This is a genomic window from Pseudomonas sp. CIP-10 (assembly GCF_020911845.1).
GTDB classification, from domain to species: domain Bacteria; phylum Pseudomonadota; class Gammaproteobacteria; order Pseudomonadales; family Pseudomonadaceae; genus Aquipseudomonas; species Aquipseudomonas alloputida.
Window position 1 is genome coordinate 5,651,399 of the sequence record NZ_CP087160.1, and the last position, 16,377, is coordinate 5,667,775.

12 protein-coding genes are annotated in these 16,377 nt (G+C 62.3%); 1 reads left to right on the forward strand and 11 read right to left on the reverse strand.

Annotated elements, in window-relative coordinates; genetic code table 11:
* Positions 1-73: 73 nt before the first annotated feature.
* Entirely contained in the window at positions 74-1,261 is a 1,188-nt protein-coding gene (locus LMH93_RS25430; protein ID WP_227743112.1) for an MFS transporter, read from the forward strand.
* Between the two features lie 67 nt (positions 1,262-1,328).
* Here LMH93_RS25430 and LMH93_RS25435 read toward each other — a convergent pair whose 3' ends face one another.
* The 11 genes from LMH93_RS25435 to pilM all read right to left on the reverse strand — a co-directional run bounded on the left by LMH93_RS25435 (position 1,329) and on the right by pilM (position 16,362).
* On the reverse strand, positions 1,329-1,676 hold the full coding sequence (locus LMH93_RS25435; RefSeq protein WP_003249161.1) for a YgiW/YdeI family stress tolerance OB fold protein: 348 nt from the start codon (positions 1,674-1,676) through the stop codon (positions 1,329-1,331).
* A gap of 118 nt (positions 1,677-1,794) precedes the next feature.
* Positions 1,795-2,859 (reverse strand): uroporphyrinogen decarboxylase, encoded by a 1,065-nt coding sequence (gene hemE / locus LMH93_RS25440; protein ID WP_003249158.1) that lies wholly within the window; start codon positions 2,857-2,859, stop codon positions 1,795-1,797.
* Positions 2,860-3,053: 194 nt separating this feature from the next.
* Complete coding sequence (locus tag LMH93_RS25445; protein WP_003249156.1) at positions 3,054-4,472, reverse strand: FAD-dependent oxidoreductase; 1,419 nt, start codon at positions 4,470-4,472, stop codon at positions 3,054-3,056.
* Positions 4,473-4,595: 123 nt separating this feature from the next.
* Positions 4,596-9,041, reverse strand: a complete 4,446-nt coding sequence (gltB, locus tag LMH93_RS25450) for a glutamate synthase large subunit (protein WP_003249153.1) — start codon at positions 9,039-9,041, stop codon at positions 4,596-4,598.
* 373 nt (positions 9,042-9,414) lie between these two features.
* Positions 9,415-11,016: an SPOR domain-containing protein gene (locus LMH93_RS25455; protein ID WP_003249151.1), complete on the reverse strand. Its 1,602-nt coding sequence runs from the start codon at positions 11,014-11,016 to the stop codon at positions 9,415-9,417.
* Positions 11,017-11,031: 15 nt separating this feature from the next.
* Positions 11,032-12,129 (reverse strand): 3-dehydroquinate synthase, encoded by a 1,098-nt coding sequence (gene aroB / locus LMH93_RS25460; RefSeq protein WP_003249149.1) that lies wholly within the window; start codon positions 12,127-12,129, stop codon positions 11,032-11,034.
* 96 nt (positions 12,130-12,225) lie between these two features.
* Entirely contained in the window at positions 12,226-12,744 is a 519-nt protein-coding gene (aroK, locus tag LMH93_RS25465; RefSeq protein WP_003249147.1) for a shikimate kinase AroK, read from the reverse strand.
* A 4-nt stretch (positions 12,745-12,748) separates the two neighbouring features.
* Positions 12,749-14,011, reverse strand: coding sequence for a type IV pilus secretin PilQ (locus LMH93_RS25470; RefSeq protein WP_080637233.1), 1,263 nt, complete (start codon positions 14,009-14,011; stop codon positions 12,749-12,751).
* A complete protein-coding gene (locus LMH93_RS25475) occupies positions 13,935-14,936 on the reverse strand; it encodes a pilus assembly protein PilP (RefSeq protein WP_185280402.1) in 1,002 nt (333 codons plus the stop codon). The genes LMH93_RS25470 and LMH93_RS25475 overlap by 77 nt, the downstream gene beginning before the upstream one ends.
* 11 nt (positions 14,937-14,947) lie before the next feature.
* Positions 14,948-15,484 (reverse strand): PilN domain-containing protein, encoded by a 537-nt coding sequence (locus LMH93_RS25480; protein ID WP_098089508.1) that lies wholly within the window; start codon positions 15,482-15,484, stop codon positions 14,948-14,950.
* Complete coding sequence (pilM, locus tag LMH93_RS25485; protein ID WP_230064723.1) at positions 15,481-16,362, reverse strand: type IV pilus biogenesis protein PilM; 882 nt, start codon at positions 16,360-16,362, stop codon at positions 15,481-15,483. Before pilM ends, LMH93_RS25480 begins: the two co-directional genes overlap by 4 nt.
* Between the last annotated feature and the right edge of the window lie 15 nt (positions 16,363-16,377).

Sequence of the window (16,377 nt, forward strand, 5' to 3'; positions counted from 1 at the left end):
CCAGAGGTACCCGCCCGTGAAAACTGCAGTAGCCCCCCTCCTCCTTGAGCCACAACCTGCCATCCTGACCGAAATGTGGATCGAAAAAGGCACACCCGCTTTCATGAAAACCGTGCTGGCCTTGTTCAGCGGCGGTTTCGCCACCTTCGCCTTGCTGTACTGCGTACAGCCAATGATGCCTCTGCTATCCAACGAGTTTTCCATCAACGCGGCGCAGAGCAGCCTGGTACTGTCGGTGTCCACCGCCATGCTGGCGTTCGGCCTGCTGATCACCGGCCCCATTTCTGACCGCATAGGGCGCAAACCCGTGATGGTGTTCGCGCTGGTCTGCGCCGCCCTGTCCACCTTGGCCAGCGCAGTGATGCCCAGCTGGGAGCTGGTACTGGCCACCCGCGCCTTGGTCGGCCTGTCGCTGAGCGGCCTGGCGGCAGTGGCGATGACCTACCTGAGCGAAGAGATTCACCCGCAACACATTGGCCTGGCCATGGGCCTGTACATCGGCGGCAACGCGATTGGCGGCATGAGCGGGCGGCTCATCACTGGCGTACTGATCGACTTCGTCAGCTGGCACACGGCGATGCTGACCATTGGCGGCCTGGCCCTGGTGGCCGCGCTGGTGTTCTGGAAGGTGCTGCCGGAATCACGCAATTTCCGCGCACAGACGATGAACCCACGCAGCCTGCTGGACGGTTTTGTCATGCACTTCAAAGATGCAGGCCTGCCCTGGCTGTTTCTTGAAGCCTTCTTGCTGATGGGCGCCTTCGTCACCCTGTTCAACTACATCGGCTACCGCCTGCTGGCCGAGCCCTACCACATGAACCAGGCGCTGGTCGGCTTGCTGTCAGTGGTTTACCTGTCGGGTATCTACAGTTCGGCACAGGTCGGCGCGCTGGCGGACAAACTGGGCCGGCGCAAGGTGTTCTGGGCCAGTATCGTGGTAATGGCGGGTGGCTTGCTGATGACATTGGCCAGTCCGCTGGTGATGGTGATCGTGGGCATGCTGGTGTTCACCTTCGGCTTCTTTGGTGCGCACTCGGTGGCCAGCAGCTGGATCGGCCGCCGGGCGCTGAAGGCCAAGGGGCAGGCGTCGTCGCTGTACCTGTTCTGCTACTACGCTGGCTCCAGCGTGGCCGGTACGGCGGGCGGGGTGTTCTGGCACCAGTGGGGCTGGAACGGGATCGGGCTGTTCATTGGCAGCTTGCTGGCGGTGGCATTGCTGGTGGCATTGCACCTGAGCAAGTTACCACCCAAAACGGTGTGAGGCATTCGCGGGCACGCCTGCACCCACAACCTGTGGGAGCGGGCGTGACCACGAAGAGTCCATCAGATCAGTTGATGATCTCGACAATATCCACATCCACTTCCCGGCTCATCAGGTGCTTTTCCACCTCACCGGTCAGCTTCACCTTGGTCTTGTCGTTGAACGGCGTCGGCGGCAGGTCCTCATCGTCGATCTCGACAGTGATGGTGCCGGTGTTGTCCTTGAACTCGTACTTGTCGTCGTTGTTGATCTTCTTGGTCACGAAGCCCTGCAGCACGACGGGGGTGTCATCGGCGGCGTCGTTCGCGGCGGCAACCGTGGTTACCGACTGGGCGCCAGGGCCGGTGTAGCCAGCGGCAAATGCGCCAGCGCTGAACAAGGGGGCGAGGATGAGGGCAAGATAACGGATTTTCATGAGGATCGGGTCCTGTTTCGGTTTCGATGGGACCAGATTAACGACGATCGCTGAATTAAAACTTAATGCAAAATCAAAGCCCGGCACATGACCGGGCTTATGGTTTCCGCGTGTCACCTCACTGGTGATACTGCGCCGACAGCTCGTGAACGGCATTGATGAATACGCCGGCATGCTCCGGGTCGACTTCCGGGGTAATGCCGTGGCCCAGGTTGAACACATGACCGGTGCCATGGCCGTAGCTGGCCAGGATGCGCGCCACTTCCTTGCGAATGGCCTCGGGCTTGGCGTACAGCACGGTCGGATCCATGTTGCCTTGCAAGGCTACTTTGTCACCCACGCGGCGGCGGGCGTCGCCGATCTCGCAGGTCCAGTCCAGGCCCAGTGCGTCGGCACCTGCGTCGGCGATGCTTTCCAGCCACAAACCACCATTCTTGGTGAACAGGATCACCGGCACCTTGCGCCCCTCGTGCTCGCGGATCAGGCCGCTGACGATCTTGCGCATGTAGGCCAGGGAGAACTCCTGATAGGCCGCCGCCGACAGGTTGCCGCCCCAGGTGTCGAAGATCTGCACAGCCTGGGCGCCAGCCAGGATCTGGCCGTTAAGGTAGCTGGTGACCGACTGGGCCAGCTTGTCCAGCAGCAGGTGCAGGGCTTGCGGATTGTCGTAGGCCATGGCCTTGGTCTTGCGGAAGTCCTTCGACGAGCCGCCTTCGACCATGTAGGTGGCCAGGGTCCACGGGCTGCCGGAGAAGCCGATCAACGGCACACGGCCATTGAGCTCACGGCGAATGGTGCTGACCGCGTCCATCACGTAGCCGAGGTCTTTCTGTGGGTCCGGGACTGGCAGCGCTTCGATGTCAGCGGGGGTGCTGATGACCTTCTTGAAACGCGGGCCTTCGCCGGTTTCGAAGTACAGGCCCAGGCCCATGGCATCGGGAATGGTAAGGATGTCCGAGAACAGGATCGCTGCGTCCAGCGGGTAGCGGTCCAGCGGCTGCAGGGTGACCTCGCAGGCGAACTGCGGGTTCATGCACAGGCTCATGAAGTCACCGGCCTTGGCGCGGCTGGCGCGGTACTCCGGCAGGTAGCGGCCGGCCTGGCGCATCATCCACACCGGGGTGACGTCTACGGGTTGCTTGAGCAGTGCACGCAGGAAACGATCGTTCTTCAGGGCAGTCATGTCGGCATCCGGAAAAATAGTGCGGGCATTTTCTCAGACACCAGCGCAAAAGGCACGGCCATGACCATGTGTTTTGTCTATTGGATGCCACAGATCAAGCGTTTTTGTATACAAAAGCTTCGCGGGCATGCCCGCTACCACGGGTTCTAAGCTTAACCCTGTGGGAGCGGGCATGCCCGCGAGCAGGCCGAAAATCAGACTTCGAGGTAGTCCAGGATACCCTCGGCGGCCGTACGCCCTTCGAAGATCGCAGTCACCACCAGGTCCGAACCGCGCACCATGTCGCCACCGGCAAACACTTTCGGGTTGCTGGTCTGGTGCTTGAACTTGCCCTTCTCCGGGGCAACCACACGGCCCTGGCTGTCCAGCTGAATGCCATGCTGCTCAAACCACGGCGCCGGGCTCGGGCGGAAGCCGAAGGCGATTACCACGGCGTCTGCCGGCAGGATCTCTTCGGAGCCCGGGATTGGCTCAGGGCTGCGGCGCCCACGGGCATCAGGCTCGCCCAGGCGAGTCTCGACCACTTTGACGCCTTCGACCTTGTCCTCACCCACAATGGCGATGGGCTGGCGGTTGTAGAGGAACTTCACACCCTCTTCCTTGGCGTTCTTCACCTCTTTACGCGAACCCGGCATGTTGGCTTCGTCACGACGATAAGCACAGGTCACTGCCTTGGCACCCTGACGGATCGAGGTACGGTTGCAGTCCATCGCGGTGTCACCACCACCCAGCACCACCACTTTCTTGCCCTGCATGTCGACGAAGTCTTCCGGCGACTTCTCGAAGCCCAGGTTGCGGTTGACGTTGGCGATCAGGAAGTCCAGTGCGTCATGCACGCCCGGCAGGTCTTCACCCGGGAAGCCGCCCTTCATGTAGGTGTAGGTACCCATGCCCATGAACACCGCGTCGTACTCGGCGAGCAGCTGTTCCATGGTCACGTCCTTGCCCACCTCGGTGTTCAGGCGGAACTCGATGCCCATGCCGGTGAACACTTCACGGCGGTTGCTGAGCACGGTCTTTTCCAGCTTGAACTCGGGGATACCGAAGGTCAGCAGGCCACCGATCTCAGGGTTTTTGTCGAACACCACCGGGGTTACCCCGGCGCGCACCAGCACATCGGCGCAGCCCAGGCCAGCCGGGCCTGCGCCGATGATGGCGACGCGCTTGCCGGTGGGCTTGACCTTGGACATGTCCGGGCGCCAGCCCATGGCGAAGGCGGTGTCGGTGATGTACTTCTCCACCGAGCCGATGGTCACCGCGCCGAAACCGTCGTTCAGGGTGCAGGCACCCTCGCACAGGCGGTCTTGCGGGCAAACACGGCCGCATACTTCCGGCAGGGTGTTGGTCTGGTGCGACAGTTCCGCCGCGGCCAGGATGTTGCCTTCGGAGACCAGCTTCAACCAGTTGGGGATGAAGTTGTGTACCGGGCACTTCCACTCGCAATACGGGTTACCGCAGCCCAGGCAGCGGTGCGCCTGCTCTACGGACTGCTGCGGCTTGAACGGTTCGTAGATTTCCACGAACTCTTTCTTGCGCTGGCGCAGCAGCTTTTTTTTCGGGTCCTTTCGGCCCACTTCGATGAACTGGAAGTCGTTGTTCAGACGTTCAGCCATTTTTCAAAACCTCTTTACAGCAGCTGCAAGCTACACGCTGCAAGCCGCAAGACGATCACTTAAGCCGGGCAAACCTCTCACTGCCATTACGTGCAGCTTGAGGCTTGCCACTTGCAGCTGTTTTTACTGCGGGTTGGCACGGGTGCTGGACAGCAGCTGCTTCAGGTTGGCTGCCTTCGGCTTGACCAGCCAGAAGCGCCGCACGTAGTCGTCCAGGTTCTCCGAGAGCTCACGCCCCCACTCGCTGCCGGTCTCATCCACATACTCGGCAAGGACACGCGCCAGGTGGCTACGGTAGGCCTCCATCGCTTCGCCACTGATACGCTGGATTTCCACCAGCTCGTGGTTGAGCTTGTCGACGAAGCTATTGTCCATGTCGAGCACGTAGGCAAAGCCGCCAGTCATGCCAGAACCGAAGTTGTAACCGGTCTTGCCCAGAACGCAGACAAAGCCGCCGGTCATGTATTCACAGCAGTGATCGCCAGTGCCCTCGACAACAGCATGGGCGCCGGAGTTACGCACAGCGAAGCGCTCGCCCGCAGTACCTGCGGCAAACAGCTTGCCGCCAGTGGCACCGTACAGGCAGGTGTTGCCGACGATGGCGCTGTGCTGGGTTTCGAACGGGCTGCCGGCTGGCGGCACGATGGTGACCTTACCACCGGTCATGCCTTTGCCGACGTAATCGTTGGCGTCGCCTTCCAGGTGCAGGTTAAGGCCACCGGCGTTCCACACACCAAAGCTCTGGCCCGCAGTCCCCTTGAAGCGGAAGGTGATCGGCGCCGCGGCCATGCCCTGGTTGCCGTGCAGGCGGGCGATTTCGCCCGACACACGCGCACCAATGGAGCGGTCGCAGTTGCAGATGTCGAGGCTGAACTCGCCACCCGCCTGATCGCGGATGGCCGGCATGGCCATATCAACCATCTTCTCGGCCAACTCGCCCAGGTCGAACGGCGGGTTCTTGTCGACTTCGCAGAACTGCGGTTTGTCCGCCGGAATGTGCGAGCTGCCCAGCAGCGGCGACAGGTCCAGGTACTGCTGGCGTTCGGTGTCACCTGGCAGCACTTCGAGCAGGTCGGTACGGCCGATCAACTCGCCAAGGCTGCGCACACCCAGCTTGGCCAACCACTCGCGGGTTTCTTCGGCGACAAAGGTGAAGAAGTTGATCACCATGTCGACGGTGCCGATGTAGTGGTCCTTGCGCAGCTTGTCGTTCTGGGTGGCCACGCCGGTGGCGCAGTTGTTCAGGTGGCAGATGCGCAGGTACTTGCAGCCCAGGGCAATCATTGGCGCGGTACCAAAGCCGAAGCTTTCGGCACCGAGGATGGCCGCCTTGATCACGTCCAGGCCGGTTTTCAGGCCGCCGTCGGTCTGCACCCGCACCTTGCCACGCAGGTCGTTGCCACGCAGGGTCTGGTGGGTTTCCGCAAGGCCCAGCTCCCAAGGGGCGCCGGCGTATTTGATCGAGGTCAGCGGCGAAGCACCGGTACCACCGTCGTAACCGGAGATGGTGATCAGGTCGGCATAGGCCTTGGCCACACCTGCGGCGATGGTGCCCACGCCCGCTTCGGCTACCAGCTTGACCGATACCAGCGCCTGCGGGTTGACCTGCTTGAGGTCGTAGATCAGCTGCGCCAGATCTTCGATCGAGTAGATGTCATGGTGGGGCGGTGGCGAGATCAGGGTCACGCCCGGTACCGCATAACGCAGCTTGGCGATCAGGCCGTTGACCTTTCCGCCCGGCAACTGGCCGCCCTCACCCGGCTTGGCGCCCTGGGCAACCTTGATCTGCAGCACTTCGGCGTTGACCAGATACTCCGGGGTCACACCAAAACGGCCGGTGGCCACCTGCTTGATCTTCGAGCTCTTGATGGTGCCATAGCGCGACGGGTCTTCGCCGCCTTCACCCGAGTTGGAGCGTGCGCCCAGGCGGTTCATGGCCTCGGCCAGCGCTTCGTGGGCTTCCGGCGACAGTGCACCCAGCGAGATACCCGCCGAGTCGAAACGCTTGAGAATCGCCTCCAGCGGCTCGATCTGCTCCAGCGCCAGCGGTTGGTCGGCCACTTTCACCTTGAGCAAGTCACGAATCATCGACACCGGGCGCTGGTCCACCAGCGTGGTGTATTCCTTGAACTTGGCGTAGTCGCCCTGCTGCACGGCGGCTTGCAGGGTGTTGACCACATCCGGGTTGTAAGCGTGGTATTCGCCACCGTGGACGAACTTCAGCAGGCCACCTTGCTGGATCGGCTTACGCGCGCTCCAGGCTTCGGCCGCCAGCAGCTTCTGGTCGTTCTCCAGGTCTTCGAAGCGCGCACCCTTGATGCGGCTGGACACGCCCTTGAAGCTCAGGCCGACCACTTCCTCGGCCAGGCCAATGGCTTCGAACAGCTGTGCACCGCGGTACGAGGCGATAGTGGAGATACCCATCTTCGACAGGATCTTCAGCAGGCCCTTGGAGATACCTTTGCGGTAGTACTTGAACACTTCGTCCAGGTCGCCCAGCACTTCACCGGTACGGATCAGGTCAGCCAGTACTTCATACGCCAGGTACGGGTAAACGGCCGAGGCACCGAAGCCCAGCAGCACGGCGAAGTGATGCGGATCACGGGCGGTAGCGGTTTCCACCAGGATGTTGCTGTCGCAACGCAGGCCCTGTTCGGTCAGGCGGTGGTGCACTGCACCAACGGCCAGCGAAGCATGCACCGGCAGCTTGCCCGGGGCGATATAACGATCGCTCAGCACCAGCTGGGTCTTGCCCCCACGCACAGCTTCTTCGGCCTGGTCGGCAATGTTGCGGATGGCCGCTTCCAGGCCCACGCTCTGCTCATAGTTGAGGTCGATCAGCTGGCGGTCGAAGCCTTCGCGCTCCAGGTTCATCAGCGAACGCCACTTGGCGGGCGAGATGACCGGCGAGCTGAGGATGACCCGCGAAGCGTGCTCCGGGGACTCCTGGAAGATGTTGCGCTCTGCACCCAGGCAGATTTCCAGCGACATCACGATCGCTTCGCGCAGCGGGTCGATCGGCGGGTTGGTTACCTGAGCGAACTGCTGGCGGAAGAAGTCGTACGGCGAGCGCACACGCTGCGACAGCACGGCCATCGGCGTGTCGTCACCCATCGAGCCAACGGCTTCCTGGCCCTGCTCACCCAACGGGCGCAGCACCTGGTCACGCTCTTCGAAGGTGACCTGGAACATCTTCATGTATTGCTTGAGCTGGTCAGCGTCATAGCTGGCCACGCCCTGGTCGTCGGTCAGCGTCGCCTGGATGCGGGTGGCGTGCTGACGCAGCCAGCGCTTGTACGGGTGTCGCGACTTCAGACGGTTGTCGATGGCGTCGGTGTCGAGGATCTGGCCGGTTTCGGTGTCCACGGCAAGGATCTGGCCCGGGCCGACACGGCCCTTGGCCAGCACTTCCTCAGGCTGATAGCCCCATACGCCGATTTCCGAGGCGATGGTGATGTAGCCATTGGTGGTGGTGACCCAACGCGCCGGGCGCAGGCCGTTGCGGTCAAGCAGACACACCGCGTGGCGGCCTTCGGTCATGACGATACCGGCCGGGCCATCCCACGGCTCCATGTGCATGGAGTTGTATTCGTAGAAGGCGCGCAGGTCGGCGTCCATGGTCTCGACGTTCTGCCACGCTGGCGGTACCAGCATGCGCACGCCGCGGAACAGATCGATGCCACCGGTGACCATCAGTTCCAGCATGTTGTCCATGCTCGACGAGTCGGAACCGACGCGGTTGACCAGCGGGCCGAGCTCTTCGAGGTCGGGGATCTGGTCATTGGCGAACTTGGTGCGACGAGCAACGGCCCAGTTACGGTTGCCGGTGATGGTGTTGATCTCGCCGTTATGGGCGAGGAAGCGGAACGGCTGCGCCAGCGGCCATTTCGGCAGGGTGTTGGTGGAGAAGCGCTGGTGGAACACGCAGATCGCGGTTTGCAGGCGCTCGTCACCCAGGTCTGGATAAAACGCCGCGAGATCGCGCGGCATCATCAGGCCTTTGTAGATGATGGTCTTGTGCGAGAAGCTGCAGATGTAGTGGTCGGCGTCGTGGGCGTTGGCCACCGACGAACGACGACGGGCACTGAACAGCTTGATGGCAAATTCCTGGTCGCTCAGGCCTTCACCGCCAATGAACACCTGCTCGATCTGCGGCAGGCGCTCGAGGGCCAGGCGGCCGAGTACGCTGGTGTCGATCGGCACCTTGCGCCAGCCAACCAGTTTCAGGCCAGCGGCGACGATCTCGCGGTCCATGTTGGCGCGGGCAGCTTCGGCTTTGACCGGGTCCTGGTTGAAGAACACCATGCCGACGGCGTACTGCTTGGGCAGCTCGACAGCAAAGTGCTCCTGGGCCATGGCACGCAGGAATTGATCGGGCTTCTGCATGAGCAGACCGCAACCGTCACCGGTCTTGCCGTCGGCATTGATGCCACCGCGGTGGGTCATGCACGTCAGCGCCTGCATGGCGGTTTGCAGAAGGTGGTGGCTCGGCACACCCGTCATATGGGCGATCAGGCCAAAACCACAGTTGTCCTTGAATTCTTCGGGATGGTACAGACCTGTTTTCATAGACACATTCTCACCAGGTTCACCTCTCAACGGAGGTAAATCTCTTTTTTAACAACCACTTACCATCCACGCCGATCAAACGCCAGCTTTTTTGCGGTGGTCATGGAAAACCATTGTTGCACAGCGACAGCGACGCCCACAAATTTTCATGTCTCATCATTGAAAATTTATGTCGCAATTTTGAATGTTTTTGCGCCATGCGCCGTGATAGCGGCTTGGCTCGAGTCTGAAGCGTTTCAGCCATGACTGCAACTAGGGGCTTGTGGCCGGCAGTCCGGGACAGAAAAGCCTGCCGCGCTCGGGCGCAGCAGGCTAGTCGAAAGCTAGAATTCGCTTAGCTACTGGGTGGCGGGGTGATGCCGCCCGGAAGGTATCAGCGGGCCGTGGCCAGCTCTTGTTGGACGCTGCCGACGGTACGTGGCCAAGGTTTACCAGCCTGGACCTTCGCTGGCAAGTTCTTGATTGCCGCTACCGCTGCGTCGCGGTTGGCGAAACTGCCGTAAGTCACGACGTACAAGGGCTTGCCCTGCAGGTTTTTCTTGAAGTAGCGATAGTCGCCACCCTGGGCCTTGACGTAAGCCTGGGCCGACGCCTCGGAGCTGGTACCAAGGATCTGCACCACATAATTGCCCGGCTTCTGTCCGGCATACCAGCCACTGTTGCCAGCGCTAGCGGGGGCTGGTTTTTCGGCTGGTTTTTCGGCAGCTTTGGCGGCCGGCTTGGCCACGGCGACCTGGGTCGGCGCCGGTGCTGGCTTGGCCGGTGCAACCGGTTTCGCGGGCTGGGTTGCAACAGGCTTGGGCGCAGGCGCAACCGACTGAACTGGCTGGGCCGGCGCAGGCGCCGGGCCAGCTGGCACACCTTGTGGCGGAGCGATGGTGGTCACGGTGGGTGGCGGGTTGCCAGGCTGCAGCGCGGTGTCGACAGCCGGGCCTCCCTCTTCACCCTCGCCCATGCCTGCGGCTTGGGCCAGCGGCTCGCGCATCACCGGCTGCGACTGGCCAACCAGTGGCAGCGGCATTGGCTGGGACGAGCCAGAGAACTCGATGGCAGCACCCTGCTTGCCGTCACCCAGCGGCAACTGGGCCTGGGCGGCCGGCGCTTCGGCAGGGGCCTTGTCGCCTTTCTTGGGCATCAATACCGCGGCCGCAACGGCAACCACGACCACAGCGGACAGTGCGAGCACATGTTTTTTAGGCATCTTGAACCCCATGGTTGGTCGCTTGGCCGTCGAGCGGCTGGCGATCATGGCTTCGATCAAAGTGTCACGGGCGACCTGATTGATGTTGCCAGGCCAGCCGTCGGAGTTTTCATGGATATCGGCGATCTGTTCACGGCTGAACACCTCGATGCCCCGACCAGCCCCTTCCAGGCGCTGTTCCAGGTACTCGCGGGTTTCTTCTTCACTGTAGGGCGCAAGCTCGATGATGTGGAAACGTTCTTCCTCGACATTGAGCTCATCCAGCCCGGCAATCAGCGATGGCTCACCGAACAGAAACACGTGCGGACGCCCTTCAGGAACCCCCGCCGCCAACTCCAGCAACGCTTGGAGTGCCGACTCGTCGAGTTGTTCCGCATCGTCCACCAGCAAATACACTTCCTGCCCGGTCAGTGCCAGCTGCACCACCTTCGACAGGATCGCCTGCACCTCGGGCTGGGCCACACCCAGCTCCTGCGCGACCTGCGCGAGCATACTGGAGGCGTCGCTGGCGCTGCGGGCCGACACCACCACACTTTGCACAGTCTGCTTGTTGGTGCTGGCCACCAGGGCCTGGCGAAGTAGCGACTTGCCGCTGCCCAACGGGCCGCTGACCACCAGCATCAACTGGCTATAGCGCGCCAGGTGGTGCAGTTGGCCAAGCACCGGTTTGCGCTGGGCCGGGAAGAACTTGAAGCCAGGTACGCGGGGCGCGAACGGATCATGGCTCAACTGGTAATGGTCGAGAAAGGCCTCATCGGCATGCAAACTTGTCATTGCGCTGTCACAACCTCAAAGCTGGGCCACGATCGCGCGGTAATCCGCCGACAGCGTGGCCTGAAGAATCTCTTTCGAATAGTCGTCGGTCACCACGGCCTCGCCCATCTGGCGCAGCAGCACCAAACGCAAACGACCGTCGAGCACCTTCTTGTCGACCGCCATGTGCTCCATGAAGTGCGCCGGGGTCATTTCCTGTGGTGGCACCACCGGCAAACCTGCGTCCTGCAACAGGCGGATTCCACGATCGCGCTCAGCCTGGTCGATCCAGCCAAGGCGCATGGACATTTCCAGGGCCATCACTGTGCCCGCCGCGACAGCCTCGCCGTGCAGCCACACGCCATAGCCCATGTGGGTTTCGATAGCATGCCCGAAGGTATGCCCCAGGTTCAGCGTGGCCCGTACGCCCGACTCGCGCTCGTCAGCACCCACCACTGCGGCCTTGGCCGCGCAAGAGCGGCGGATGGCCTCGGTCAGGGCTGCCGAATCGAGGGCACGCAGTGCCTGCATATTGTCTTCGAGCCAGGCGAGGAACGGCTTGTCGCAAATCAGGCCGTACTTGATCACTTCGGCCAGACCTGCGGACAGCTCGCGCGCTGGCAGGGTCTTGAGGCTGGTGGTATCGATCAGCACCGCATTGGGCTGATAGAACGCACCGACCATGTTCTTGCCCAGCGGATGATTGATGCCGGTCTTGCCACCCACGGACGAGTCGACCTGGGACAACAGGGTAGTCGGCACCTGGATGAAGTCGACGCCGCGCTGGTAGCAGGCGGCTGCGAAACCAGCCATGTCACCAATCACGCCACCACCAAGCGCGACCACAGTAGTACGACGATCATGCCGAGCTGTCAGCAGGCCATCGAAGATCAACTGCAATGTTTCCCAGTTCTTGTGGGCTTCCCCATCGGGCAACACCACTGGCAGTACCGAGTAGGCTCCGAGGGCCTTGCTCAGGCGTTCGAGATACAGCGGCGCGACGGTCTCGTTGGAAACGATGGCTACCTGCCGACCCGCAATGTGCGGCGCCAGCAGCTCAGGCTGGTCCAGCAGGCCTTCGCCAATGTAGATCGGGTAGCTACGCTCGCCCAGGTCGACCTTTAGTGTCTGCATGTATCCCCACAATGTACTTGGGCGCGGCGCCATCCGGCGACCTGCGCGGTAACGTTGAGCCTCGCCTCGGCGCTGGAGGCCGAGAATAGTCCCGGGTTAACGGGGCGGCAACTGCTGCAAGCGCTCGAGAATATCGATCACCACCATGCGTGGTGGCCGCTCGTCGGTTTCAACCACCACGTCGGCGATCTCGCGGTAGAGCGGGTCGCGGGTTTCCAGCAAGGTGCGCAAGGTCGCCTCCGGATTGGCTGTGCGCAGCAGCGGGCGATTGCGATCGCGCGCGGTGCGACCGACTTGCTGCTCGACCGAAGCATGCAGGTAGATCACCCGGCCACCCTGATGCAGCGCCTGCCGGTTGGCTTCGCGCATCACCGCGCCACCACCGGTGGCCAGCACCACACCGTCGAGCGCGCACAACTCGGCAATCATCGCTTGCTCGCGATCACGGAAACCCGGCTCGCCTTCCTTGTCGAATATCCACGGGATGTTTGCGCCGCATCGCAGTTCGATTTCCTTGTCGGAATCCTTGAACAGCAGGCGCAGCTCTTTGGCCAACAGGCGTCCGATGGTGCTTTTACCAGCGCCCATGGGCCCCACAAGTATCAAATTTCGCACAGAATCAACGACTCACAGCAATCGCCTGGTCACTCATGATACGCGGAGTCAGGAAGACCAGCAGCTCGGATTTTTTCTCTTGTAATGCATCGCGTCGAAACAGCCGCCCAACATACGGCAGATCGCCGAAAAATGGCACCTTGTCGACCACATTGTTTTGCGAAGTCGAGTAGACGCCACCGATCACGATCGTTTCGCCGTCAGCCACACGAACCTTGGCATTGACCTCGTTCTTGCGGATCGGCGGTACGTTGTTCAAGGCATTGACGTAATCCGGCTCGTCCTTGGTCACCCGGACGGTCATGATCACCTTGTTGTCCGGAGTGATCTGTGGCGTTACTTCCAGCGACAGCGAGGCTTCGCGAAACGATACCGAGGTAGCGCCGCTTTGGCTGGTTTCCTGGTAAGGCACCTCGGTACCCTTGAGGATCCTCGCCGTTTCCTTGTCAGCCGTGACCACCTTGGGCTGCGAAATGATCTCGCCGTTGCCGCTTTTTTCCATGGCACTGAGTTCCAGATCCAGCAACACGTCACCGCGCAACAAACCCAGGCCGATACTGCTGCCGGCTCGCTCCAGACCGAGGTCGACGAACAGCTCCTTGCCGGGCCGCAGTTTCTCGCCGTACAGCGGCCCACCCCAGCGTACCCCCAGGCTTTTCTCATAATCGACGTTGGCCTCGACGATACGCGCCTCGATCGCTACCTGACGCACCGGCACGTCCAACTGCGCCACCAACTGGCGTATCTCGGCCAGGCGGTCAGCGGGCAGGTACACCACCAGCGTATTGGTGCGCTCATCGACACTCAGGCTACCCGTGGAGATGCCGCCACCCTCCAGACTTGCCAGCAGCAACTGCGCCAAATCGGCGGCCTTGGCGTGGTGAATGGTCAGCAGCTCCCGACGCAATGGCTGCAGCTGCGCGTCCAGCACTTGGCTCACCCGGGCGTCTGCCGATTGCGCGGCAAACTCGGCCGCAGGCGCCACCAACAGCACATTGCCCTCCTGGCGCCGGGACAGGCCCTTGCTGCGCAGCACCAGGTCAAGCGCCTGATCCCACGGCACGTCCTGCAAACGCAAAGTGACGCTGCCTTGTACCGCATCACTGGCGACCAGGTTGACGCCGGCGTAGTCAGCCAGCACCTGCAGCACCGCACGCACCTCTACATCCTGGAAGTTCAGCGACAGGGGTTCACCCTGGTAAGGCGTCGCCGAAGCCAGCGGGATCGACAGCAGGGTTGCCAGCAGGTATTTCATCCACGTTTTCATTCGGGTCCGAGGCCTCCTTGCCCAGGCGCTTGGCGAGGGTGATGAACGCCGTGCGCTCGTGCCATACCCCCGCCATGAACAGCCGCTCACGCACTTCGACCTGACGTTGGTCTATATGCATCACTACCCCCTGATCACGCCCTACCCGGTCGCCCGGGCGTACGCGATAGAGCTTGCCAGCCGCCATCAGCAGTGCCTCGCGTGCCGCCCCGCGCGCCAGGCTGCCGACCATTTCCAGCTGCGCCAACGGCACGCCGACCAGCCCGGCACTGGCCACTCGCGCAGCAGCCGGCGCAAACGGGTCCACTTCAGGTGCAGCCATTGCGGCCCTTGCCGGCAGGTCCGCCAGCATTGCAGGTGCCTTCAGGGGCGTAGCCGCGTGATAGGCATCAACCCGCAACTGCAGGCGCAACAATCCAGGCTGGCGATCAACGGTTGCCAGGCTCATGTCACCGCTGCGCAGAATCCGCGCCTGCCCCAACCAGTCGCCCAGCCACAGCCGCAAGGCCGAGTAACGCCCTACCACTTGCACCACCAGCGGTACCTTACTGAATCCGGCCTGTTGCTCGCCCTCACCTACATCGAGGCGCTCGACAAGCAAGCCGTGCGCATGCCCCGACACTGCCAGACGCTCAAGCAGGTCGCTCATGCTCTCCCCGGCGGCCAGATACCAGTGCGCCGCTTGCAACCGCTGTTCGGCAATCACCGTTAGAGCCTTCAGCCGCTCCAGTTCGGCCAACTGCGATGAACTGGCTGCCTGCAGCTGGCTCAACTCGACATGCCTGGCATCCTCCCGCGCCTGCTGCTGCAACAGGGCGGGCAGGCGCATCGCGCAGCCCAGGCTGAACAACACAACAGCCACCAGCACTGGCGCCAGCCGTCGGAAGCGCCCTGAGCCCTCGACCACCGCCAGCCAAGCGAGCATCTGCGCGGTACTCACGACCAGAACGCCGCAACGCGAGCGGTCAGCAGAAACTCATCGCCGTCCGGCAGGCTCTTGATGCGTTTGAGTTCCAGATCGAGCAAAACGCTCGAGCGGTTCAAGTCGCGCATGAACTGAGCAACCACAGCACCGGACGCAGCCACCCCTGTCATCTGCAAGCGGCCACTATCAAGGCTCAGGTCAAGTAACTGCACACCTTCAGGCAACGCCCCTTCAAGGTCGGCGAAGACACCGGCCAATACTCCCTGATGGGCGCGCAGGCCTTCCAGGGCCACCGCCCGGGCAAGTAGCGCTTCATGCTGTGCACGCACGTCGGCCAGCGGCTGCAACTGCTCATCCTGTGCATCAAGGGTCGCTTGGCGCTGGGTATTGGCCAGCACCTGCTGATGCCCGCGTTGGCGGGCCAGCTGATCGACCAGCATCACGGCGCACAAAGCCAAGAGTGCACCACCCACCAGCTGGCCTCGAAAGCGCCGCAGCGCCGCCTGACGCTGCCGTTCGCGCCAGGGTAGAAGGTTCAGTCGCATCATGGGCGCAAACCTCCCAAGGCCAAGGCGCAGGCCAGGAGCATCGCCCCATCAACATGCTCAAGCCCTGCCAGCCCAGGCAGGTACGTGCACCGCACATTCAGCCGGCTGCCAAGGCCTTGCAGCCAGCCCGGATTGATCGATGAGCTGCTGGCAACCCACAACCCCGCAGGCAGGCTCTGCCTGGCAAGTAAAGCCTGCAGGCGCTCTGACCATTGCCCGTTCATATCCGGGCCAGTCGTTTGTAGTTCACAGCGCTGGTACACCCTGCCTGGCTGCCAGTCATGAAGCGTTACACTGTGGGTTTCGACACGCAGCAGCGCTGCTCCCTCAAGGCCACCCTGTGGCAACATGCGGCACAAGGCAATGGTGTCGACCTCGACGGCTTCCAACTGCAAGCCCGCCTCCTCGACGACGGCTTCGAGTGACGCCAGCGCACTCTGTCGACAGGCAGCAACCATTACCTCTGAGCAACCTGGCTGGTCATGGGAAGCCCCCATGACCTGAAAATCCAAGGCCAGGTCTTCCAGCGGAAACGGAAACAGCCGCTCTGCATCGGCAAGCAGTTGTGCCTCCAACTGCGCCCCGCTCTGCTCCACCGGCAGATAGCACAACTTGCAGATAACCTGACTGGCCGGCAGTGCCAGCGCTACCCGGCGTTGCCTGAGGCCGCTGCGCCGGTAAGCGCGCTGCAGCGCAGCCACCACCACCCCAGGCGCCTCAGCCCAGTCATCGGCCAGCGGCGCCTGAAACAGCTCTTGTGCCGACCCCATCACACGCCAGCGTCGATTGCGCTGCTGCAGTTGCATTATCCGAACGGCGTCGGGCGTGATTTCCACCCCCACCAGTGAACCGGCATCCTTGCCGAAGCGTCCAAACATCGCGACTCCTTTGCT